20 protein-coding genes and 1 pseudogene are annotated in these 22354 nt (G+C 52.0%); 14 read left to right on the top strand and 7 right to left on the bottom strand.

Annotated features, from left to right (window positions below):
• Positions 1-88 precede the first annotated feature (88 nt).
• From hypB to JTI85_RS17430, 6 genes are all read left to right on the top strand, one after another.
• Positions 89-961 carry a hydrogenase nickel incorporation protein HypB gene (gene hypB, locus JTI85_RS17405; RefSeq protein ID WP_219351808.1) on the top strand — a complete coding sequence of 291 codons (873 nt, stop codon included), beginning with the start codon at positions 89-91 and terminating at the stop codon, positions 959-961.
• Entirely contained in the window at positions 952-1224 is a 273-nt protein-coding gene (gene hypC, locus JTI85_RS17410) for a hydrogenase 3 maturation protein HypC (protein ID WP_061068460.1), read from the top strand. Before hypB ends, hypC begins: the two co-directional genes overlap by 10 nt.
• Complete coding sequence (hypD, locus tag JTI85_RS17415) at positions 1224-2345, top strand: hydrogenase formation protein HypD (RefSeq protein ID WP_115642975.1); 1122 nt, start codon at positions 1224-1226, stop codon at positions 2343-2345. The genes hypC and hypD overlap by 1 nt, the downstream gene beginning before the upstream one ends.
• Positions 2342-3352: a hydrogenase maturation carbamoyl dehydratase HypE gene (gene hypE, locus JTI85_RS17420; RefSeq protein WP_219351810.1), complete on the top strand. Its 1011-nt coding sequence runs from the start codon at positions 2342-2344 to the stop codon at positions 3350-3352. The genes hypD and hypE overlap by 4 nt, the downstream gene beginning before the upstream one ends.
• A 219-nt stretch (positions 3353-3571) precedes the next feature.
• Positions 3572-5650, top strand: a complete 2079-nt coding sequence (flhA, locus tag JTI85_RS17425) for a formate hydrogenlyase transcriptional activator FlhA (protein WP_061068462.1) — start codon at positions 3572-3574, stop codon at positions 5648-5650.
• Positions 5651-5694: 44 nt separating this feature from the next.
• Positions 5695-6123 (top strand): molybdopterin-binding protein, encoded by a 429-nt coding sequence (locus JTI85_RS17430; protein ID WP_137346143.1) that lies wholly within the window; start codon positions 5695-5697, stop codon positions 6121-6123.
• Between the two features lie 125 nt (positions 6124-6248).
• On the opposite strand, the gene JTI85_RS17435 is transcribed toward JTI85_RS17430, so the two are convergent.
• The 3 genes from JTI85_RS17435 to dcuC all read right to left on the bottom strand — a co-directional run bounded on the left by JTI85_RS17435 (position 6249) and on the right by dcuC (position 9793).
• Complete coding sequence (locus JTI85_RS17435) at positions 6249-6593, bottom strand: nitrous oxide-stimulated promoter family protein (protein ID WP_219352595.1); 345 nt, start codon at positions 6591-6593, stop codon at positions 6249-6251.
• 86 nt (positions 6594-6679) lie between these two features.
• The gene (locus tag JTI85_RS17440) at positions 6680-8374 is read right to left on the bottom strand and encodes an NAD-dependent malic enzyme (RefSeq protein ID WP_142878819.1); all 1695 of its coding nucleotides are present in this window, start codon (positions 8372-8374) and stop codon (positions 6680-6682) included.
• A gap of 51 nt (positions 8375-8425) precedes the next feature.
• The gene (gene dcuC / locus JTI85_RS17445) at positions 8426-9793 is read right to left on the bottom strand and encodes a C4-dicarboxylate transporter DcuC (protein WP_061068464.1); all 1368 of its coding nucleotides are present in this window, start codon (positions 9791-9793) and stop codon (positions 8426-8428) included.
• A 353-nt stretch (positions 9794-10146) separates the two neighbouring features.
• Between dcuC and JTI85_RS17450 the strand changes: the two genes are divergently transcribed.
• A complete protein-coding gene (locus JTI85_RS17450) occupies positions 10147-11040 on the top strand; it encodes a MurR/RpiR family transcriptional regulator (protein ID WP_061068465.1) in 894 nt (297 codons plus the stop codon).
• 46 nt (positions 11041-11086) lie between these two features.
• Here the strand turns inward: JTI85_RS17450 and JTI85_RS17455 are convergent, their stop codons facing one another.
• A complete protein-coding gene (locus JTI85_RS17455) occupies positions 11087-12457 on the bottom strand; it encodes an adenylosuccinate lyase family protein (RefSeq protein ID WP_219351812.1) in 1371 nt (456 codons plus the stop codon).
• A 406-nt stretch (positions 12458-12863) separates the two neighbouring features.
• Here JTI85_RS17455 and JTI85_RS17460 point away from each other — a divergent pair, with 406 nt between their 5' ends.
• From JTI85_RS17460 to sitD, 6 genes are all read left to right on the top strand, one after another.
• Positions 12864-13904 carry a porin gene (locus tag JTI85_RS17460; protein ID WP_219351813.1) on the top strand — a complete coding sequence of 347 codons (1041 nt, stop codon included), beginning with the start codon at positions 12864-12866 and terminating at the stop codon, positions 13902-13904.
• A 10-nt stretch (positions 13905-13914) separates the two neighbouring features.
• Complete coding sequence (locus JTI85_RS17465) at positions 13915-14688, top strand: DUF4886 domain-containing protein (RefSeq protein WP_061068468.1); 774 nt, start codon at positions 13915-13917, stop codon at positions 14686-14688.
• Positions 14689-14870: 182 nt separating this feature from the next.
• A complete protein-coding gene (locus tag JTI85_RS17470; RefSeq protein WP_048213038.1) occupies positions 14871-15788 on the top strand; it encodes a metal ABC transporter substrate-binding protein in 918 nt (305 codons plus the stop codon).
• The gene (sitB, locus tag JTI85_RS17475; protein ID WP_219351814.1) at positions 15785-16600 is read left to right on the top strand and encodes an iron/manganese ABC transporter ATP-binding protein SitB; all 816 of its coding nucleotides are present in this window, start codon (positions 15785-15787) and stop codon (positions 16598-16600) included. The genes JTI85_RS17470 and sitB overlap by 4 nt, the downstream gene beginning before the upstream one ends.
• A gap of 2 nt (positions 16601-16602) precedes the next feature.
• Entirely contained in the window at positions 16603-17466 is an 864-nt protein-coding gene (gene sitC, locus JTI85_RS17480; RefSeq protein WP_199986485.1) for an iron/manganese ABC transporter permease subunit SitC, read from the top strand.
• Positions 17457-18308: an iron/manganese ABC transporter permease subunit SitD gene (gene sitD, locus JTI85_RS17485; RefSeq protein WP_048213041.1), complete on the top strand. Its 852-nt coding sequence runs from the start codon at positions 17457-17459 to the stop codon at positions 18306-18308. Before sitC ends, sitD begins: the two co-directional genes overlap by 10 nt.
• A gap of 187 nt (positions 18309-18495) precedes the next feature.
• Here sitD and JTI85_RS17490 read toward each other — a convergent pair.
• Together JTI85_RS17490 and JTI85_RS21575 are read right to left on the bottom strand one after the other, a co-directional pair.
• Positions 18496-19005 (bottom strand): annotated as a pseudogene (locus tag JTI85_RS17490) (transposase); the annotation flags it as partial.
• Positions 19006-19028: 23 nt separating this feature from the next.
• On the bottom strand, positions 19029-19271 hold the full coding sequence (locus JTI85_RS21575; RefSeq protein ID WP_320338604.1) for a DUF4102 domain-containing protein: 243 nt from the start codon (positions 19269-19271) through the stop codon (positions 19029-19031).
• A gap of 152 nt (positions 19272-19423) precedes the next feature.
• Between JTI85_RS21575 and mutS the strand changes: the two genes are divergently transcribed.
• Positions 19424-21985, top strand: a complete 2562-nt coding sequence (gene mutS, locus JTI85_RS17500) for a DNA mismatch repair protein MutS (protein ID WP_061068470.1) — start codon at positions 19424-19426, stop codon at positions 21983-21985.
• A gap of 122 nt (positions 21986-22107) precedes the next feature.
• Here mutS and JTI85_RS17505 read toward each other — a convergent pair whose 3' ends face one another.
• Positions 22108-22344 (bottom strand): non-oxidative hydroxyarylic acid decarboxylases subunit D, encoded by a 237-nt coding sequence (locus JTI85_RS17505; RefSeq protein WP_061068471.1) that lies wholly within the window; start codon positions 22342-22344, stop codon positions 22108-22110.
• Between the last annotated feature and the right edge of the window lie 10 nt (positions 22345-22354).

Here is a 22354-nt window from a genome sequence, read left to right on the forward strand (position 1 = left end):
TACACAAAGAGCTCGTTTGTAGGCCGGATAAGGCAAAGCCGCCATCCGGCAACAGATGTATCGCAAGTAAAAAGATCAGGAGTGAGCGATGTGTACGACATGTGGTTGCGCTGAAGGCAACCTATATATAGAGGGTGATGAGCATAATCCCCACTCGGCGTTTCGCAGCGCGCCATTTGCCCCGGCGGCTCGTCCGGCGCTGAATATTACCGGTGTGAAGACCTCAAATTTCACACCGAGCCAGACCGAAGAAGGTGATTTGCACTACGGTCACGGTGAAGCAGGCACCCACGCGCCAGGCATGAGCCAGCGCCGCATGCTGGAAGTGGAAATTGACGTACTGGATAAAAACAACCGCCTGGCCGAGCGCAACCGTGCCCGCTTTGCGGCCCGTCAGCATCTGGTACTGAACCTTGTTTCAAGCCCGGGCTCCGGTAAAACCACGCTGCTGACCGAAACGCTGATGAAGCTGAAAGATAGCGTGCCGTGCGCCGTTATTGAAGGTGACCAGCAGACGGTGAACGATGCTGCCCGTATTCGCGCCACAGGCACGCCCGCCATTCAGGTCAACACCGGTAAAGGTTGCCACCTTGACGCACAAATGATTGCTGACGCCGCGCCGCGTTTGCCGCTTGACGATAACGGCATTCTGTTCATTGAAAACGTCGGCAACCTGGTCTGCCCTGCCAGCTTCGACCTCGGCGAGCGCCATAAAGTGGCCGTGCTTTCCGTCACCGAAGGTGAAGACAAACCGCTGAAATATCCGCATATGTTTGCCGCCGCATCGCTGATGCTGCTCAACAAAGTGGATCTGCTACCGTACCTCAATTTTGACGTTGAAAAATGCATCGCCAGCGCCCGGGAAGTGAATCCGGAAATTGAGATCATCCTGATTTCCGCCACCAGCGGCGAAGGGATGGATCAATGGCTGTCATGGCTGGAGAATCAGCGATGTGCATAGGTGTTCCGGGTCAAATCCGCACCATTGATGGCAACCAGGCTAAGGTCGACGTTTGCGGTATTCAGCGCGACGTCGATCTGACGCTGGTCGGTAGCTGTGATGAAAAGGGTGAGCCACGCCTGGGCCAGTGGGTACTGGTTCACGTCGGTTTCGCCATGAGCATCATTAATGAAGCAGAAGCGCGCGACACGCTCGACGCGCTGCAAAACATGTTTGACGTTGAGCCGGATGTCGGCGCGTTGCTGTATGGCGAGGAAAAATAATGCGTTTTGTTGACGAATACCGCGCACCAGAACAGGTGATGCAGTTGATAGAGCACCTGTGTGAACGTGCTGCACTCCTCCCCTACACGGCTGAACGCCCGCTGCGCATCATGGAAGTTTGTGGGGGTCATACCCACGCAATCTTCAAGTTCGGTCTCGACCAGTTACTGCCTGAAAACGTCGAGTTTATTCACGGTCCAGGCTGCCCGGTGTGCGTTCTGCCGATGGGCAGAATTGACAGCTGTGTCGAAATCGCCAGCCACCCGGAAGTGATTTTCTGCACCTTTGGCGACGCGATGCGCGTCCCGGGTAAACAAGGTTCTCTGCTACAAGCCAAAGCGCGCGGCGCGGATGTCCGTATCGTCTATTCCCCAATGGATGCGCTGAAGCTGGCCGAGGAAAACCCAACGCGCAAAGTGGTGTTCTTTGGCCTGGGTTTTGAAACCACCATGCCGACAACCGCCATCACTCTGCAGCAGGCCAAACAGCGCGATGTGCAGAACTTTTACTTTTTCTGCCAGCACATCACCTTGATCCCAACGCTGCGCAGCCTGCTGGAACAACCGGACAACGGCATTGATGCCTTTTTAGCGCCGGGTCACGTCAGCATGGTGATTGGCACTGACGCCTATAATTTTATTGCCTCAGATTTCCATCGTCCGTTAGTGGTCGCTGGCTTCGAACCGCTCGATCTCCTGCAGGGCGTGGTGATGTTGATTGAGCAGAAAATTGCCGCGCACAGCCAGGTAGAAAATCAGTATCGCCGCGTGGTACCGGATGCCGGTAACGCGTTAGCGCAACAGGCCATCGCCGAGGTGTTCTGCGTCAATGGCGACAGCGAATGGCGCGGTCTGGGCGTTATCGAATCCTCTGGCGTTCACCTGACGCCTGACTATCAGCGCTTTGACGCCGAAGCGCATTTCCAGCCAGCGCCGCAGCAGGTGTATGACGATCCGCGCGCGCGTTGCGGAGAGGTATTGACCGGCAGATGCAAACCGCATCAGTGCCCGCTATTTGGCAAAACCTGTAACCCGGAGACCGCATTTGGCGCCCTGATGGTCTCCTCCGAAGGCGCATGTGCCGCCTGGTATCAGTATCGTCAGCAGGAGTGTGAAGCATGAACAGCGTACAACTCGCCCACGGTAGCGGCGGCCAGGCTATGCAGCAGTTGATCAACAGTCTGTTTATGGAGGCATTCGCGAATCCGTGGCTGGCGGAACAAGAAGATCAGGCACGTCTGGAACTGGCGCAACTGGTCGCTGAAGGCGATCGTCTGGCGTTTTCAACCGACAGCTATGTTATCGATCCGTTGTTCTTCCCGGGCGGTAATATCGGCAAGCTGGCAATCTGCGGTACGGCTAACGACGTGGCGGTCAGCGGCGCGATACCGCGCTACCTCTCCTGCGGTTTTATCCTCGAAGAGGGTCTGCCAATGGACACGCTGAAAACCGTCGTTAACAGCATGGCGGCAACCGCGCGCGAAGCGGGTATTGCTATCGTAACCGGCGATACCAAAGTTGTGCAGCGCGGCGCGGCGGACAAACTTTTTATCAACACCGCCGGAATGGGCGCGATCCCCGCCAACATTCACTGGGGTGCCCAGACCCTGAGCGTGGGCGATGTGCTGCTGGTCAGCGGTACGCTTGGCGATCATGGTGCAACTATCCTTAACCTGCGCGAACAGCTGGGTCTTGATGGCGAACTGGTCAGCGACTGCGCGGTATTGACGCCGCTTATCCAGACGCTACGTGATATCCCCGGCGTGAAGGCGCTGCGTGACGCGACCCGTGGCGGCGTGAATGCGGTAACGCATGAATTTGCCGCATCATGCGGGTTTGGCATTGAGCTGTCTGAAGCGGCCCTGCCCGTGAAACCCGCGGTGCGTGGCGTTTGCGAACTGCTGGGTCTGGATGCGCTCAATTTTGCTAACGAAGGTAAGCTGGTGATTGCCGTTGAACGTCAGGCTGCTGAAGCCGTACTTGCCGCGCTGCGCGCGCATCCGTTAGGACGCGATGCCGCGCTGATTGGTGAAGTGGTAGAACGCAAAGGTGTGCGTCTGGCCGGACTGTACGGCGTGAAACGGACCCTCGATTTACCACACGCCGAACCTTTACCTCGTATATGTTAGCAGCCAGTTGGCAGCATACTGTAGGCCGGATAAGACGCATTTGCGTCGACATCCGGCATTAACGCTGCATTATCGCCTGATGGCGCTTTGCTTATCAGGCCTACGGATTGCGTGACCAGCGAGTTCGCGGTCAGCTATCCGGCAATGATTTACGACTTATACCTATAATTCATTTACCGTTTTCGCACCGTTCTGCGGTGCTTTTCCTGGAAAAGCAATATGTCGTATACACCGATGAGTGACCTCGGACAGCAAGGCCTGTTCGATATTACTCGTACATTATTACAGCAGCCCGATCTCCCGTCTCTCAGCGAGGCGCTTTCGCAGCTGGTCAAGCGTTCAGCGCTGGCCGACTGCGCGGCTATTGTGTTATGGCAGGCACAAACGCAGCGTGCGCGTTATTTTGCGACGCGTGAAAATGGTAAACCCATCGATTATGAAGATGAAACGGTACTGGCCCATGGCCCGGTACGCCGTATTTTGTCTCGCCCCGATGCGCTGCACTGCAACTATCACGAGTTTACGGAAACCTGGCCACAGTTGGCTTCAGGTGGACTGTATTCTGAATTTGGCCACTACTGCCTGCTGCCGCTGGCGGCGGATGGACGCATCTTTGGCGGCTGTGAATTCATCCGCAACGAAGATCGTCCGTGGAGTGAAAAAGAGTACAACCGGCTGCAGACCTTCACCCAGATAGTCGGCGTCGTTGCGGAACAAATTCAGAGCAGAGTCAGCAACAACGTCGATTACGATTTGCTGTGTCGCGAACGTGACAACTTTCGTATCCTCGTCGCCATCACCAATGCGGTGCTCTCCCGCCTGGACATTGACGAGCTGGTCAGCGAAGTCGCCAAAGAGATCCATCACTACTTCGACATTGATGCCATCAGCATCGTGTTACGCAGCGATCGCAAAAACAAGCTCAGCATTTATTCCACCCACTATCTGGATGAACATCATCCGGCGCACGAACAAAGTGAAGTGGATGAAGCAGGTACGCTTTCTGAACGCGTTTTCAAAAGCAAAGAGATGCTGCTGATTAATCTGAGCGAACGCGATACGCTCGCCCCTTACGAACGGATGCTGTTCGAAACCTGGGGCAACCAGCTACAGACTCTGTGCCTGCTGCCGCTGATGTCCGGCAACACGATGCTTGGCGTGCTCAAACTGGCGCAGTGTGAAGAAAAAGTTTTCACCACCGCCAACCTGAAACTGTTGCGCCAGATTGCCGAACGCGTAGCCATTGCGGTAGATAACGCGCTTGCCTATCAGGAGATACATCGCCTGAAAGAACGTCTGGTCGATGAAAACCTGGCGCTGACCGAGCAACTGAACAATGTGGACAGTGAGTTCGGCGAAATTATCGGTCGCAGCGAAGCCATGTACAGCGTACTCAAACAGGTCGAAATGGTGGCGCAGAGCGACAGCACCGTATTGATTCTGGGTGAGACAGGTACGGGTAAAGAGCTGATCGCCAGAGCGATTCATAATCTGAGTGGCCGTAACGCCCGCCGGATGGTGAAGATGAACTGCGCGGCAATGCCTGCCGGATTACTGGAAAGCGACCTGTTTGGTCACGAGCGCGGCGCGTTTACCGGGGCCAGCACACAGCGAATTGGGCGTTTTGAACTGGCGGATAAAAGCTCGCTGTTCCTCGATGAAGTAGGTGACATGCCGCTGGAGCTACAGCCTAAGCTGCTGCGCGTACTGCAAGAGCAGGAATTTGAACGCCTGGGCAGCAACAAGCTGATCCAGACCGACGTTCGGTTGATCGCCGCCACTAACCGCGATCTGAAAAAGATGGTTGCCGATCGGGAATTCCGTAACGATCTGTATTACCGGCTGAACGTTTTCCCAATCCATTTACCTCCGCTGCGCGAGCGCCCGGAAGATATCCCACTGCTGGTGAAAGCCTTTACCTTTAAAATTGCTCGCCGGATGGGACGCAATATCGACAGTATTCCTGCCGAAGCGCTTCGTACCTTGAGCAGCATGGAGTGGCCGGGTAACGTGCGCGAACTGGAAAACGTGGTGGAGCGCGCGGTTCTGCTTACCCGAGGCAACGTGCTACAGCTGTCCCTGCCGGATATTGCCGCGTTGACGCCGTCCGCACCGCCGGTAGCCACCGAAGTTGCGCAGGATGGCGAGGACGAATACCAGTTGATCATGCGCGTCCTGAAAGAGACCAACGGCGTGGTTGCCGGTCCTAAAGGTGCTGCGCAGCGATTGGGGCTAAAACGAACCACGTTGTTGTCGCGTATGAAGCGATTAGGTATTGATAAGGATGCGCTGGTTTAGCCATTGTGGCTATACTGGGTGATAACTCAACGAAAGGAGGCAGTATGGCGGTATCAGCACGTAATCAATTAACCGGTTCAGTCAGTGCAGTTGCCACTGGTGCAGTGAATGATGAAGTTGAACTGACGCTGGCTGGCGGCGCAAAACTGGTCGCGATTGTGACCCATAGCAGCCAGCAGGCACTGGGTCTGGCGAAAGGAAAAGAAGCCATTGCGCTGATTAAAGCGCCGTGGGTGACGCTGGCGACTGAAGACTGTGGCCTGAAATTCTCTGCCCGTAACCAATTTGCCGGTAGCGTTTCACAGGTAACCGAAGGCGCCGTTAACGCCACCGTACACATCAAAACTGATGCCGGTTTTGACATTGTTGCGGTCGTGACGAACGAAAGTCAGCAAGAGATGAAACTGAGCCAGGGAAGCCGGGTCATCGCGCTGATCAAAGCCTCGGCCATTCTTATTGCCACCAAAGCGTAACCGCCATCCGGTACCCGATAGTTAAATTGCCCGATGGCGCTACGCTTATCGGGCCTACGCGACAGGTGAGCCTGCGCTTGCTAGCCGGATAAGGCATCGCCGCCATCCGGCACAAAATAACCAGATTACTTCTTGCGCTGATATTTCTCAGGTAATTCCGGGACGGGACGCTTGTCATCAATCAGATGGCGAACGGTCAGAATCGGGTGACGCCAGAGCATTCTCGGCCCGGCCCAACGCATAATTTGCTTCATCTCTTCGCGTTTAGCAGGTTGATAGCAGTGTACCGGACACTGTTTGCAGGCCGGTTTTTCCTCGCCAAACACGCACTTGTCCAGGCGCTTTCGCGCATAAGCAAACAACGCATCGTAATGCCCCTGTTCATCTGAAGCTTCCGGACACTGGCTTTCGTACAGCGAGATCATCTTTTGGATCGTCATTTTTTCACGAGCAATACGTTTGCCGGACATGATGCCTCCACAATTAAGTTGCATAAATAATACACCTTAATCATGAAGGCAACCAAGACCCGAGTACCGCTTACTCGTCACAACGGCTAAATAGCCCTGCGTTTATAAGGACGGTAGTGCGGTAGCCAAAAGTTATCTTTAATACTCTGCGACAGCGCGTCGTCGCTCATCTTCTCTGCCACACCCGACTGCTGTGCCGCCTTACCGACCTCAAAGGCAATGCTGCGGGTCACCTCGCAGATTGTCCCAATCTCCGGCAACAGAGCGCCTTCCCCGTTACGCACCAACGGGGAAGCATCGGCCAGCGCACGGCTTGCCGCCATCAGCATAGCCTCTGTTACGCGTGTCGCGCCGCTGGCGATAGCCCCCAGACCGATGGCCGGGAAAACATACACGTTATTGCACTGCGCCACCGGAATGGAGCGTCCATTAAATTCAATCACACCGCAGGGACTGCCGGTCGCAATGATGGCCTGTCCCTCGGTCCAGCGAATGATATCTTCTGGTCGCGCTTCCATTCTCGAAGTGGGATTCGACAACGGCATAACAATCGGACGGTCGCAGTATTGGTACATCGTGCTAATTACCTCCTGCGAGAACAATCCAGCCTGACCCGACACCCCCAGCATAACCGCCGGTTTGGCATTGTGGATCACCTCCAGTAACGACGGTGCCGGCCCCTCATACTGCCAGTCAGAAATTTCCTCGGGCGACTGCGCCAGCGGTTGCTGGAAATCAGCTAAGGCATTATTGGTGGTCATCACCAGACCGTCGCGATCCACCATAAAAATGGTCCGTCTGGCTTCAGACTGGCTCATTCCTTCACTGATGCGACAGGCAATAATATGCCGGGCAATCCCACATCCCGCAGCCCCCGCCCCCACAATTACGATTGATTGCTGACGGAAGTCACGACCGCTGCCTCGGCAGGCAGCAACCAAAGTCGCCAGAGCCACCGACGCCGTGCCTTGAATATCATCGTTAAAACAGCACAGCTCATCGCGATAACGGTCCAGCAGCGGTACCGCGGTATGCTGGGCAAAATCTTCAAACTGCAGCAGAACGTTAGGCCAGCGCCGTTTTACGGCAGCAATAAACATTCCAATAAATGCGAAATAGTCTTCACCAGTTATGCGCGGATGACGCCAGCCGATATAGCGCGGATCGTCCAGCAGTCGCGCATTATTCGTGCCGACATCCAGTAAAATAGGTAGCGTATTCGCCGGATTTACCCCGCCACAGACGGTATAGAGCGACAGTTTCCCGATAGGAATTCCCATACCGCCAACGCCCTGGTCGCCCAGCCCCAGAATGCGCTCACCATCGGTGACGACGATGACCTTGATATGGTGCCGTGGAATATCATGCAAAATATCGTCAATACGATCGCGATCGGGCCAGGAGATAAAAACACCGCGCGCACGACGATATATCCACGAGAATTTTTCACAGGCGGCCCCGACTACCGGGGTATAAACGATGGGCAGCATCTCTGGAAGATACTTTTTCAGCAGGTAATAAAATAACGTTTCGTTGGTATCCTGGATATTACGCAGGTAAATATGTCGAGCGTTGTGGGACTCAGCCTCAAGATATTGTTGATACGCCCGTTCGGCTTGTTCATCAATATTCTCAATGGCGCAAGGCAGTAGCCCACTCAGGTTAAAGTCGTGCCTTTCTTGCTGCGTGAAGCTGCTTCCCTTGTTTAATAACGGAGATTCAAGCAGTAACTTCCCCGTAAACGGGACGTATAAAACATCGTTTGTCACGTTGCCATCCATAAATTACAACCAGATAAAAAATAAGAGCCTGCATTAGCAGGCTCTCGGGATTCAAATCAGGACATAGTTGGCAACCAGCATCGCCGCAATACCGGCCAGCGCTGGAAGCAGCGTTCTTCTGACGATCATAAACGGTGAACATTCTCCTGCTTTACTCACCGCAATAATGATTCCAGCCACTGGGGACATTGAGCGCCCCATTCCCGCCATTAACTGCATAGGCAGGATCATATTGACGGCGCTCTCACCAAATTTTGCTGCAATGGAGGGGGCCAGTCCGGAGAAGGAGAAAAAGGCGGCAACACCAGAGCCTGTCAGGATGGCGGTTACGCCCACCAGCGCGGTCATCACCAGCGTCATGCTGGTAAAGCCCAGTCCTGCGTTTTGCACTGACTGTAACAGGTAGTCCACCGCGCCAATTTTCTGCAACCCCTGGGCGTAGATATCCGCACATACCAGCAAGGAAACGATACTGGTAAACATGCTGCCCATGCCTTTGAAAAAGACCTGTAATCCTTTGCAGCTGCTTTTGAAATCACGGGTAGCCACCAGTTCAAAGAAAAATGCGACCACAGCGCCAAGGATCATCGCCGTGACTACGTCAATTTTGATGGATTTGATAACCAAAGGGCTAAAGACCAGCACCAGTGCCACCGGCAGGACCGGCAAAAGAGCATAAATCGCGGGCGCTTTGCGACCCTCTTCTTCCGCTTGCGCCACGCTTTGCGCACCCGGTACAAAGCCATCCTTTTTGTCGAAATATTTCGCGGTGAAGTAAATCACCACCGCCACGGCCAGCATAACCGCCACCGCAACCGGCATCTGGTAATGAGCAAAGTAGATAGCGCTTTCCATTCCGGCATGCTTCGCCGCCAGATTCGCCGTACCTGCCGCAGGCCCTAGATCCATAAACGCGCACAGGGCAATCATCGCGGCCGCAGAGGCTTTACTGACTCCGAGGCGCACCAGAACCGGGAAGAATGTCACCAACAGCAACATTGCCAGGCCCGCCGCACTTGAAATTGCCACGTGCAGAAGCTGCGCGCAGATGTACCCCAACGCGAGGATAAGGTAAGGCGCTTTAATTACCTGTAGCGGGCGAATGCACATATTCACCATCGCGTTCGATGCTTTGATGTGATCCATATAGCTGGCAAATCCACCCGCCGCCATGATGATAAGACCGATACCCGCAATTTGTGTGGTCAACGATGCTTTTGCAAAGCTAAAGATATCCAGCCAGGTTGACCCCGTGGATTTCGCTTTATCATAGAGAATGCTGTTTTCTGGATAAAACAGTACTGTGATGGTCAATAATGCCAGTCCAGCGAGTAATAAAACAGTTTGCGGCTGATAATTTTTAACAATTAACCATGCAGCAATAACTGTTATCACTATTGCTATAATAAACGCCGTCATAATAACAATTCCTATGCCATACAAATCTGGTAGGGTTACCCGTCATATCATCATAGCTTATGCAGGATACCGGGAAATCACATCCATATATAAGCAGTTATAATATGTACGTAAATTTATCGTATTACATACTCAAATATTGAGATTTAATTGTAATGGGTTGTGTGGTTGTAAAATACGGGAAAGGTGTTTTCCCACCTCTTTTTGTGAGTAAGATCGCAACTCATCTGAATACGGTCACATCCTCCAAAAAAGGCTGGATGCGGGTTTCCAGGATATTCATTCAATGATTGACGTCGAAAGCGTATTACCCTATAACAGCGTTGATATACAACAGCCATCGGGTGTTATCTATGTACAAAAAAAACACGTTAAGTCTGGATGAGTATAACTCACTTACTCTTAATATGGGCGATCTTACAGAATCTGAGTGCCGACTTAATGAGTACATTAATAAGCACTTCAATGAACTCCCCTATCATGGCATTGTTGATCTCTCGCAGAATGCGATGGTAAGTAAAGCTACTATCGGTCGATTCCTGAATAAAATAGGTTTTACCGGTTATGCCGCTTTCCGTAAAGCATTAGACATTACACTGTCAAAAAATAAACTATCAGCACCTTTTGAGAAAAACATCAAACTGCGTAACAATTCCAGCATCACGACAGAAAGTATTGTTACTGATTTCACGCATAAAATATCAACGTTATTTAGTCAATTTAAAAATAATATCGATATTGAAAGCCTGAATGCGTTTATCGATCTGGTATTAAACAATCAACGCCATATTTATGTCGTCGGTCCTTCATCTTCTCATGCCATGGCGACGCATTTTTGTACGTTGCTAAAGTACTTTCGCAGCGATATTACCCTGTTACCAACAGACATCAGCGAACTCCCCAAATGCCTCATCAATATCAAGGAGGAGGACGTCCTGATTGTGTTCTCTTACTATCGATTTAACCGGGTCGCGCTCAATATTGCAAAATGGTTCAGAAAAAAGAATGCCGTCGTAGTGTTGGTGACCAACTCAGAGGCGAACCCTTACGGTAAGTTCTGCGATCTGCAGTTTGTTCTCCCAAGCGACGTACATTCCATTTTTCAAAGCCGTATTCTTGGCTTCTTTTTTATCGAACTCATTCTGCATCTGGCTTATGAGAAAGGAGATAGCGAGGGGAATTTTGCCCAACTGGAAGAATTGTTCGTCTTCTTCGAAACATTTTCTGCATCGGCTCATAATACTTAGCGCTGCCAGCCGCCAGGAGAGTTATCCCGCCCGGCAGCATGACGAATCAGGCAATCTCTGCGGTTTTCACGCGATCGAACTCAGCAATTGTTTCCGCAATGAGCGCATCGTTAGCCCCGATATATGACAGCGGCTCACAGGCGGCGGTAATTTCTGCCACAGACAATGACGCGCGGATTTCCGGGCTAGCCTGTACGATCTCCATGAAGCGGTGCTCTCCGGTTGCATGCTTTAGCAGGTTTTTCACTACGTTATAGGCGGACTCTCTGCCAATTTTGGCGGCAAGTTTCATCGTCAGCGATTCCGACATAATAAAGTGCTTTGAGCAGTCAAAATTGGCGCGCATTTTCTCTTCATTAATGACGAGATGCGAAAGCAGATTTTTTGCGCGTGTCAGACTGGTCGATAAGGCATTTGATGCCTCCGGAAGGATCGTCCAGTTCAGAACCCTCATAGAGGCGGCTCGCACATCCTGTTGATCCAACATGGCCGGCGCACCAGAAGCATACATCCAGCCCATCCTTGCCAGCGTTTGTATCATGTTACTGGCGCGTGGGTTAACTTTGTGCGGCATCGTGCTTGACCCGCCGCCGCCTTCTCCTTCAAGCACTTCGGCAATCGGCGTGCGTCCCATGGTTTCGACATCGTTAGCCAGGCGACACAGCGTGCCGTGGATAAGAGCAAAAAACTGCACAACCTCAACAACCGCATCCTGGCTGGCATTATTAATCCCGCAGGGCACGTTCAGACCCAGCGCTAACATCAGCCGCTTGCGCGTTTCCATTCCCTGCTCGCCCACAGAAGCCAGGTTGCCCACCGCACCGCCAAAGAGTCCGGTAACGGCGCGCGGATACAGCTGCTGGAGCCTTGTCAGGTGGCGGTTTATCTCCGCCAGATAACTGCAAACATGCAGCCCCCACGTCGTTGCAGAGGCATCCACCGAATTGGTGCGAGCAACCATTACCGTACGAGCATGTCGTAACGCCATCGTTTTCATGGTTTCGCCAACATCAAGCAATTGCTCACGCAATAGCCGCAGCGTTTGCTGCAATCTCATCGCCATGCCTGAGTCGAGTAAATCCTGAGTGGTGCATCCCCAATGCAGAAACTGACTTACCAGCGGCGTTCCGCTGGCGGAGATCTGATCGATCAGCGGTTTTATCGCCATGCCGACCGTCTGTGTTTCCTGCGCCAGCGCTGGCCAGTCTATCTGTATTTCCCGACAGGTTTGTTCAATTTCAACGGCCGCCTGTTCAGGGATAATCCCCAACTCACTTTGCACGCGAGCGACCGTCGCCTCAAAGCGCAACCAACAACGCAGCAGATTGTCGTCAGACCATATTTCCCGCATCCTGGCCTGAGTGAACAATGATGAATAAAGGTCAGAATCAAATACCGTTGTTTGCTTCCCGTACATACAGCGCCTCTCCGGCCAATGAATGCGTGATAATCGAAAATGTGATTAATCAATTTTGCGGGATCTGTCTGCCAATTTATAGGGGAAAATAGTATTCCCACCCCAAAAATAATTATGAGAATACAACTTTCCCATTTTCAGCTTTTCTATCCAGTAGAAATGCGATGCACTTCACAGTAATTTTTAAAATGTAGATCAAATAGCCGTAATATTTCAAAAGAATCGTTCATAAAATATTAGAACCATTAATATAATAGCAAAAATAGAGATATTTATGCGTGAATAATCACATTTCATTACGAGAAAAAATGATTCCCATACCGCTGCCATTCCTTTTCCACAAACAATTATCCCGCTGTGAACTTTATTTTATGGTCAGGAAATTAATGCAAGTTTGAGGGATGACATGAAGCTAAAAAATTATTCACTAATATTACTAATGGGTATGAGTTCCTCGGCGTTCGCCTTAAACGTCTATAATAAGGACGGAAATACGCTGGATATTTATGGCCGCGTTGAGGGAAAAATTGCGAGTGGCCAGAATTCATTTGCTGGTAGCGAAAGCCGAAGCGATCTGGGTGGCCGTGTCGGTATTTATCTCACCCGGGATCTGGACCTTCTGCCAGAAACTAAAATCGTGGGGCGCCTGGAATGGCAGGTGCGTACCGAAAAAAATGATAACAATACCGGTGAAAGCGATATGGAGGCCCGTTATTCCTATGTCGGCCTGTCAAATAAAACATGGGGCGAGCTGATCACCGGGAGAACCAAGAACCCGTTGTATCAGGTGATGAAAATGACCGATAAGTATAAAAACTTCACCCCCAATATCTACAGCTATGGTATTACAACCATTGATGATTCTTACCAGTTCAACCGACAGGACGGCACCGTTCAGTGGAACGCCAAATTTGCCGGTAACGAAATCCAGCTGGCATGGGTCTCCGGTAACGGCAACAGTGATAACGAAGCGCTGGATTACGGGGCAATAGCCAGCTATCGTAAGTCTTTCAAATTTGGCGATTTTAGGATTACACCTGCGATAGCGGCCAGTCGTTACAAACGACAGGATGGCGTAGTGACCACCGATGGCCGTAATCAAAACGATCAAATTATGGGAGGATTACAACTCAGCTATAAAGCCTATGAAGTCGCGGTAACCGCATTGCGTACTTCTATTTCTCGCGATAACAAAAGCGATAATAATTATAAAGGGATGGATTCACTCATTTCCTACAATTTTGGCACCGTCAAGGTTCTCACCGGATATAGTTTTTTAAATGAAGATGGTAAAGATATTGCTGAAAAAGAAGACTGGCGTGCTGAAGCGCAATTAACATTGGCCGAAGATACGTGGTTATCATTTACTTACGATAAAGAGTTCGCCAGTAAGAACAAAAAAACCAATGATGACGCGCTCATCGTTGGACTCCGTTATGATTTCTAAGAGATAAAAAATGAAAAAGATAACATTGCTTGCCGCAGCGACGACCCTCGCATTAAGTAGTCTCTGTGCTCACGCGGATACGTTATTAGCACCTTCCGCACATGCGAAAATGGATGGCGAGAATAAAATTGTCGCGCTTTATGGTAACTCTTTCACTTTCTATAACAATAATATTAATACCCGCCTGCGGGATTTAACGCAGTCCCTACTGCCAGACCATGCCAAAGGCTATAAGTATCGGGGGATCACGATTTCCAGCGGTCATTTAGGCTGGCAAATTGAGAATATGCGCTATCAGAACACGCTACAGAAATGGGATGTCGTCATCCTGCAGGGGAACTCAACAGAAACGATTTCAAAGAAAGAAAGTACCCGACAAAACTTCGTGGACTCTGCAACCCAAATGGCTGAGATGGCGCATAAAGCCGGTGCAAAAGTTGTCTATTTCATGACCTGGCCGAAAAAAGACAAACCCGAAGATAGCCAAAAACTGGCAGATGCTTATATCTCGATTGCGCAAAAAACGGGGGGATATGTGGCTCCGGTAGGTCTGGCTTTCGAGAAAGCACGTAAAACGCACCCAGAAATTAACCTGTATTATCATGATGGTGTACATCCTTCGATTTCTGGAACGTATCTCGCTGCCTGCGTATTCTTCGCTACCCTGTATAACCAGTCTCCAGTCGGCGGCGCGCTCCCTGTTGATACGGACATGACCCCAGCCACCGCCAAAGTGTTACAACAGGTAGCATGGGAAACCGTCACCGAGTTCCAAAAGTCATAATCACCGGGTTATTCGTTCCCAACACGCCGGCAATCGTACCGGCGTAAAACACATTATCCCCCATCTATTCCTTAGCACCCTACGCAAATAAGAATTATTTTCATTTATTTATGCCATGTGCTATATAACATAGCAAAGGCTATATTCGATGATAAATTAACCACTTTGTTGTGAGGGATACTATGCCGCATCTGCCTCGTCTGAAGTCAGTTCTCCTTGCCAGCCTGTTGACGGCACTTACGCTGTCGCCTGCCTGGGCGAAAGAAAAGTTCAAGGTCATCACGACGTTTACGATCATTGCTGATATGGCAAGCAATGTGGCAGGCGATGCGGCAGACGTCAGTTCAATCACCAAACCCGGGGCAGAGATTCACGAATACCAGCCCACGCCAGGCGACATTAAGCGGGCGCAGGGCGCGCAGTTAATTCTCTCTAATGGTCTCAATCTGGAACTCTGGTTTACCCGCTTCTACCAACATCTGTCCGGCGTACCGGAAGTGATGGTCTCAAACGGCGTAAAACCGATGGGCATCAGCGAAGGGCCATACAATGGAAAACCCAATCCGCATGCCTGGATGTCAGCAGACAACGCACTGATTTACGTGGATAACATTCGCGATGCGTTAATGAAATATGACCCGGAAAACGCAGCGACCTACCAGAAGAATGCCGATCGCTATAAAGCAGAAATTCAGCAAACGCTCGCGCCGCTCCAGGCCGAACTTGCCAAAATTCCTGCCGATAAACGCTGGCTGGTCACTAGCGAAGGGGCGTTCTCCTATCTGGCGCGCGATAACGACCTGAAAGAACTGTACTTATGGCCGATCAACGCCGATCAACAAGGTACGCCGAAGCAGGTACGCAAGGTGATCGATACCTTACGTGCGCATCAGATCCCCACGGTATTTAGCGAAAGTACCGTGTCCGACAAACCCGCGCGTCAGGTAGCCCGGGAGTCTGGCGCACATTACGGCGGCGTGCTGTACGTCGATTCACTCAGCGCTGCCGACGGCCCGGTCCCGACCTATCTGGATCTACTGCGCGTCACCACACAAACCATTGTTAACGGCATCAATAACGGCCTTGGGAGTCAACCATGAGTCAATCTGCGATTACCGTGAATCAGGTTACGGTGACGTATCGCAACGGCCACACTGCACTGCGGGATGCCACGTTTCAGGTTCCGGGCGGCTCGATTGCCGCACTGGTTGGTGTCAACGGTTCCGGGAAATCAACACTGTTTAAGGCGTTGATGGGGTTTGTCCGGCTGGCACAGGGGGAAATCTCTATCCTGCAACAGCCGGTCAACAAGGCGCTAAAACAGAATCTGATTGCTTATGTGCCCCAGTCTGAAGAGGTGGACTGGTCATTTCCGGTACTGGTGGAAGATGTGGTCATGATGGGACGTTTTGGCCATATGGGCTGGCTGCGTCGGCCAAAGGCGCACGATCACGCCTGCGTGGATGCTGCACTGGCGCGGGTTGATATGCTGGAATATCGCCATCGCCAGATTGGTGAACTGTCCGGTGGGCAGAAAAAGCGTGTTTTTCTGGCAAGGGCAATCGCACAGGACGGACAGGTTATTTTACTGGATGAACCCTTCACCGGCGTGGATGTAAAAACCGAAGCCCGGATCATCGACCTGCTGCGCGAATTGCGTGATGAGGGCCGAACCATGCTGGTCTCCACCCATAACCTGGGCTCGGTCACCGAGTTTTGTGATTACACGGTAATGATTAAAGGCACCGTGCTGGCAAGCGGTCCAACTGACACCACCTTTACCACCGAGAACCTTGAACAGGCATTTAGCGGCGTTCTGCGTCACGTCGCATTGAGTGGGGGTGAGCAGCATGTGATTACAGATGATGAGCGCCCGTTTATTTCGCGCCGCACGGCACGCGAGGGGGAATAGTCATGAACTGGCTGACAGAACCCTTTGGTTACCAGTACATGCTCAACGCCATGTGGGTTTCGGCGATGGTCGGCGGCCTGTGCGCGTTCCTCTCATGCTACCTGATGCTCAAAGGCTGGTCGCTTATTGGCGATGCGCTATCGCATTCCATCGTCCCCGGTGTTGCCGGGGCATATATGTTAGGGCTTCCCTTCGCGCTGGGGGCATTTCTTTCCGGGGGACTGGCTGCGGGCAGTATGCTGTTTCTCAATCAGCGCTCACGCCTGAAGGAAGATGCGATTATCGGACTGATTTTTTCGTCTTTTTTCGGTATCGGGCTGTTTATGGTGTCGCTCAATCCGATGTCGGTGAACATCCAGACCATTATTCTCGGTAACGTGCTGGCGATTGCGCCGGAAGATATTTTGCAACTGGCGATCATCGGCGTCATCTCACTGACTATCCTGCTGCTGAAGTGGAAAGACCTGATGGTGGTCTTTTTCGATGAAAACCATGCACGCTCTATTGGTCTGAATCCTGGTCGGCTGAAGCTGCTATTTTTTACGCTGCTCTCCGTTTCCACCGTTGCTGCACTGCAAACCGTCGGCGCATTTCTGGTCATTTGCCTGGTGGTCACGCCCGGAGCAACGGCCTGGCTGCTGACCGATCGTTTTCCACGCCTGCTCACCATCGCCGTAGCTATCGGCAGCCTGACCAGCTTTTTCGGCGCCTGGCTGAGCTACTGGCTGGACGGCGCAACCGGCGGAATTATCGTCGTTCTGCAAACATTGCTGTTCCTGCTGGCATTTGTCTTCGCACCAAAACATGGTCTGCTGGCGAATCGCCGACGCGCCCGACTGGTGAACAAGGAGTCCTCATGTTCTTAACCACATTACTGGAACCCTTTCAGTTCAGCTTTATGGTCAACGCGCTGACCATCTCCGTTATCGTCGCCGTCCCCTGCGCGCTGCTGTCGGTATTTTTGGTGTTGAAAGGTTGGGCGCTGATGGGGGATGCCATGAGCCATGCGGTCTTTCCAGGGATTGTACTGGCCTGGATTGCGGGTATTCCGCTGGCGATTGGCGCTTTTGTCGCCGGATTGTTCTGCGCGGTCGCCACCGGGTATCTTGACGATAATAGCCGTATCAAGCGCGATACCCTGATGGGGATCGTCTTTTCCGGTATGTTTGGCGCCGGACTGGTGCTGTATGTGTCAATCCAGTCTGAAATTCATCTGGACCATATTTTGTTCGGTGACATGCTGGGCGTTTCGCTGGGCGACATTGCGCAGACTGCGGTTATCGCTTTGGGGATAGCGCTTATCATCGGGCTTAAATGGAAAGATCTGCTACTGCATGCGTTCGATCCGCACCAGGCAAAGGCCAGCGGTCTTAACACCACACTGCTGCATTATGGTCTGCTGTGTATGATAGCCCTGACTATCGTCGCGACGCTAAAGTCGGTAGGTATTATTTTGTCGATCTCCTTGCTGATTGCCCCCGGTGCGATTGCGATTTTAATGACGCGCAGGTTCGCCCAGGCATTATTACTGGCTACAGCCATATCGGTTGCAACGTCATTTCTGGGTGTATACCTGTCATTTTTCATCGACAGTGCCCCCGCGCCGACCATAGTCGTTTTATTTTCCCTGCTGTTTGTCATCACCTTTATTTATTCAACGCTGCGCGATCGGCGTTTAGAGAATCAACTTCAGCTGCATGATGTATAAATAATGCTTCATGATATGCCAGCTAATGATGCTTATGCCTCTAAAACCTCGTTTCCGCATCCTGACGGGTATTATCGATATTCAATAAGATAAAAAAGAGCAACCACGAAATGAATGAGTAATTTGATACAAACTTCACCAGCCACACTTCAATGGTACATTGGGGTGTGGTGTAAATAGACCCGTTTTAGTTCCAGGCATTTTTTGAGATCCCGGCCAGATAATAGTGCTGTCGGTATTCCTCCGGTGTCATATTGTTCAGTGATTTATGCGGGCGTTCACAGTTATATTCAGATAACCATTTCTCCGTGATTTCCCGCACTTCATTCAGCATTCTGAACAGATAAAAATCGGGTATTTCTGTACGGTATGTTCGGTTAAAGCGCTCAATAAAAGCGTTCTGTGTCGGCTTACCCGGCTGGATAAACTCCAGTTTTACTGCATGTTTCTCTGTCCATTCAGCCAGTGCCAGTGAGATAAATTCCGGACCATTATCCATGCGTAACGTGACCGGATAGCCGCGATTTGCCGCGATCCTGTCGAGCACACGGACCACGCGCAGAGCTGGCTGATTCAGTTCGATTTCAATCGACAACGCCTCACGGTTAAAGTCATCAACAACATTGAACGTGCGAAAACGACGGCCACAGACCTGGGCATCAGGCATAAAGTCGACAGACCAGTTCTGGTTCAGACTCCGGCAGGCCTGACGGAGAAGCTTTAATTCGTGGAGTTTAAAACGTGCAGCAAACGAGAGAAGTTGTGGAAAGTTACCAATTTTAAACTGAACAAGTTTACCAGTCGGGGACTCGCGTAACGGTAGGAAAAAGACTTCATCCCGGTGGCACCACATGAGAGACGTAAACCACGATTTTCGCCCACGTCAGCCTCATCTTTGCCACCAGGCTTCATCATTTTTACCGCTTTAAACGAAAGTGGCTTTCCCTCTTGTTTTACTACCATAAAGACTCCGTTATCATGCACCTTATGCAGTCATGAATTCCTACTGTTAACTGTAGGATTCCATGATATTCGATGAGACAACGTGAAACCTAATGATAACCATAAAATTCACTAACTCATTAAAAATTAAGAAATATGGACATCACACTCCAATGAGTACAATAGAAAATCTAGACTCTCACACCCCCATGATGCAGCAGTATCTCAAGCTGAAGGCTCAGCACCCGGAGATCCTGCTGTTTTACCGCATGGGCGACTTTTACGAACTGTTTTATGACGACGCGAAACGTGCGTCGCAGCTGCTCGATATCTCGCTGACCAAACGTGGCGCATCGGCAGGCGAGCCAATCCCGATGGCGGGCATTCCCCACCATGCGGTGGAAAACTACCTCGCTAAGCTGGTCAATCAGGGGGAATCTGTCGCTATTTGCGAGCAGATTGGCGATCCAGCAACCAGCAAAGGGCCGGTTGAACGCAAAGTGGTACGCATCGTCACACCGGGCACCATCAGCGATGAAGCACTTTTACAGGAACGTCAGGACAACCTGCTGGCCGCCGTCTGGCAGGACAGTAAAGGCTTTGGCTACGCCACACTGGACATCAGCTCCGGGCGTTTTCGCGTCAGTGAACCCGCAGACCGTGAGACGATGGCTGCGGAACTACAGCGCACCAATCCTGCCGAATTGCTGTATGCCGAGGATTTCGCAGAAACGTCGCTGATCGAAGGCCGTCGCGGCCTGCGTCGTCGTCCGCTGTGGGAGTTTGAAATTGATACCGCCCGCCAGCAGTTAAACCTGCAGTTTGGCACACGGGATCTGATCGGCTTTGGTGTGGAAAACGCGCCGCGTGGATTATGCGCTGCCGGCTGCCTGCTGCAATATGTAAAAGATACCCAGCGCACCTCACTGCCACATATTCGCTCCATCACCATGGAACGCCAGCAGGACAGCATCATTATGGATGCCGCCACGCGCCGCAATCTGGAAATTACCCAGAACCTGGCCGGTGGCGTAGAAAACACGCTGGCATCGGTGCTCGATTGCACCGTGACGCCAATGGGTAGCCGTATGCTCAAACGCTGGCTGCATATGCCAGTCCGCGATACGCAGATACTGATCGAGCGCCAGCAGACCATCGGCGCGCTGCAGGATTCCACCAGCGAATTGCAACCCGTACTACGTCAGGTGGGCGATCTGGAACGTATTCTGGCTCGTCTGGCACTGCGTACCGCGCGCCCACGCGATCTGGCGCGGATGCGTCACGCCTTCCAGCAATTACCGGAACTGCGCGCTCAACTGGAAAACGTAAACAGCGCTCCCGTACAGATGCTGCGCGAGAAAATGGGCGAGTTCACGGAACTGCGTGAACTGCTGGAGCGTGCCGTGGTTGATGCCCCGCCAGTGCTGGTACGCGACGGTGGTGTTATCGCACCGGGCTATAACGAAGAGCTGGACGAATGGCGAGCGCTGGCTGATGGCGCAACCGATTATCTGGACAGACTGGAGATCCGCGAGCGCGAGCGCACCGGCCTGGACACATTGAAAGTTGGATTTAACGCCGTCCACGGTTACTACATTCAGATCAGCCGTGGGCAGAGTCATCTGGCACCGATTAACTACGTACGCCGTCAGACGCTGAAAAATGCCGAGCGCTACATTATTCCTGAGCTGAAAGAGTACGAAGACAAAGTCCTGACCTCAAAAGGCAAAGCGCTGGCACTGGAAAAACAGCTGTATGACGAGCTGTTCGACATGCTGTTGCCGCATCTGGCTGATTTACAGCAGAGCGCCAGCGCACTGGCAGAGCTTGACGTGCTGGTCAACCTGGCCGAACGCGCTTATACCCTGAACTACACCTGCCCGACATTCAGCGATAAGCCCGGTATCCGTATTGCAGAGGGTCGTCATCCGGTGGTGGAACAGGTGCTGAGTGAACCGTTTATCGCCAACCCACTTAACCTTTCCCCGCAGCGGCGGATGCTGATTATCACCGGGCCAAATATGGGCGGTAAAAGCACCTATATGCGCCAGACCGCGCTGATTGCATTGCTGGCCTACATCGGTAGCTATGTGCCGGCACAAAAGGTAGAAATAGGTCCAATCGACCGTATCTTTACCCGTGTGGGCGCAGCGGATGACCTCGCATCCGGTCGTTCAACCTTCATGGTAGAAATGACCGAAACGGCCAATATTCTGCATAACGCCACTGAGAACAGCCTGGTGCTGATGGATGAGATTGGGCGCGGGACCTCAACCTATGACGGTTTATCTCTGGCCTGGGCTTGTGCTGAAAATCTGGCGAATAAAATCAAAGCACTCACGCTGTTTGCTACCCACTACTTCGAACTGACTCAGTTACCGGAAAAAATGGAAGGCGTAGCGAACGTACATCTGGATGCGTTAGAGCATGGCGATACCATCGCCTTTATGCACAGCGTACAGGATGGCGCGGCGAGTAAGAGCTATGGTCTGGCGGTCGCGGCACTGGCTGGCGTTCCGAAAGAGGTTATCAAACGCGCACGGCAAAAACTGCGCGAGCTGGAAAGCATCACGCCAAACGCCGCGGCAACGCAGGTTGATGGGACGCAGATGTCACTGCTCAGTGCACCGGAAGAGACATCACCTGCCGTTGAAGCACTGGAGAATATTGACCCGGATTCGCTGACGCCGCGCCAGGCGCTGGAGTGGATCTATCGGTTGAAGAGTCTGGTGTAATGCTCGTGGTGCCGGATGACGGCTCCGCCTCATCCGGCCTACGGCCTGATTTGTAGGCCCGATAAGCACAGTGCCATCGGGCAAATTTACCGGGCGGGGCTTCGCCTCACCTGCATTTTTGATTAGCGCTTATCTTCCGCCAACAGCGGGGGGATACTTGGCACCATCGGTGCTTCATCAATATCCTTCTGCGTCATGCGAAACGCCTGCGGGTAGTGCTCACGGCTGGTGCGACGTAGCGGTTCAGTATTACGCCAGGTGTACAGACAATGCTGGCACTGATATACCGTCCAGACGCCTTTTACCGGCGAATTCGCCATCACTTCAATATGTTCATCGGCACAACGTGGACAAATCATCTGCAACTCC

The sequence above is a fragment of the Citrobacter sp. Colony219 genome (assembly GCF_019382635.1).
GTDB classification, from domain to species: domain Bacteria; phylum Pseudomonadota; class Gammaproteobacteria; order Enterobacterales; family Enterobacteriaceae; genus Citrobacter; species Citrobacter youngae.

Bases quoted from the DNA above. Each gene is read 5' to 3' on its own strand.
- hypB (WP_219351808.1), top strand. From the start codon at position 89: ATGTGTACGACATGTGGTTGCGCTGAAGGCAACCTATATATAGAGGGT.
- hypC (WP_061068460.1), top strand. From the start codon at position 952: ATGTGCATAGGTGTTCCGGGTCAAATCCGCACCATTGATGGCAACCAG.
- hypD (WP_115642975.1), top strand. From the start codon at position 1,224: ATGCGTTTTGTTGACGAATACCGCGCACCAGAACAGGTGATGCAGTTG.
- hypE (WP_219351810.1), top strand. From the start codon at position 2,342: ATGAACAGCGTACAACTCGCCCACGGTAGCGGCGGCCAGGCTATGCAG.
- flhA (WP_061068462.1), top strand. From the start codon at position 3,572: ATGTCGTATACACCGATGAGTGACCTCGGACAGCAAGGCCTGTTCGAT.
- JTI85_RS17430 (WP_137346143.1), top strand. From the start codon at position 5,695: ATGGCGGTATCAGCACGTAATCAATTAACCGGTTCAGTCAGTGCAGTT.
- JTI85_RS17435 (WP_219352595.1), bottom strand. From the start codon at position 6,593: ATGTCCGGCAAACGTATTGCTCGTGAAAAAATGACGATCCAAAAGATG.
- JTI85_RS17440 (WP_142878819.1), bottom strand. From the start codon at position 8,374: ATGGATGGCAACGTGACAAACGATGTTTTATACGTCCCGTTTACGGGG.
- dcuC (WP_061068464.1), bottom strand. From the start codon at position 9,793: ATGACGGCGTTTATTATAGCAATAGTGATAACAGTTATTGCTGCATGG.
- JTI85_RS17450 (WP_061068465.1), top strand. From the start codon at position 10,147: ATGTACAAAAAAAACACGTTAAGTCTGGATGAGTATAACTCACTTACT.
- JTI85_RS17455 (WP_219351812.1), bottom strand. From the start codon at position 12,457: ATGTACGGGAAGCAAACAACGGTATTTGATTCTGACCTTTATTCATCA.
- JTI85_RS17460 (WP_219351813.1), top strand. From the start codon at position 12,864: ATGAAGCTAAAAAATTATTCACTAATATTACTAATGGGTATGAGTTCC.
- JTI85_RS17465 (WP_061068468.1), top strand. From the start codon at position 13,915: ATGAAAAAGATAACATTGCTTGCCGCAGCGACGACCCTCGCATTAAGT.
- JTI85_RS17470 (WP_048213038.1), top strand. From the start codon at position 14,871: ATGCCGCATCTGCCTCGTCTGAAGTCAGTTCTCCTTGCCAGCCTGTTG.
- sitB (WP_219351814.1), top strand. From the start codon at position 15,785: ATGAGTCAATCTGCGATTACCGTGAATCAGGTTACGGTGACGTATCGC.
- sitC (WP_199986485.1), top strand. From the start codon at position 16,603: ATGAACTGGCTGACAGAACCCTTTGGTTACCAGTACATGCTCAACGCC.
- sitD (WP_048213041.1), top strand. From the start codon at position 17,457: ATGTTCTTAACCACATTACTGGAACCCTTTCAGTTCAGCTTTATGGTC.
- JTI85_RS21575 (WP_320338604.1), bottom strand. From the start codon at position 19,271: ATGGTAGTAAAACAAGAGGGAAAGCCACTTTCGTTTAAAGCGGTAAAA.
- mutS (WP_061068470.1), top strand. From the start codon at position 19,424: ATGAGTACAATAGAAAATCTAGACTCTCACACCCCCATGATGCAGCAG.
- JTI85_RS17505 (WP_061068471.1), bottom strand. From the start codon at position 22,344: ATGATTTGTCCACGTTGTGCCGATGAACATATTGAAGTGATGGCGAAT.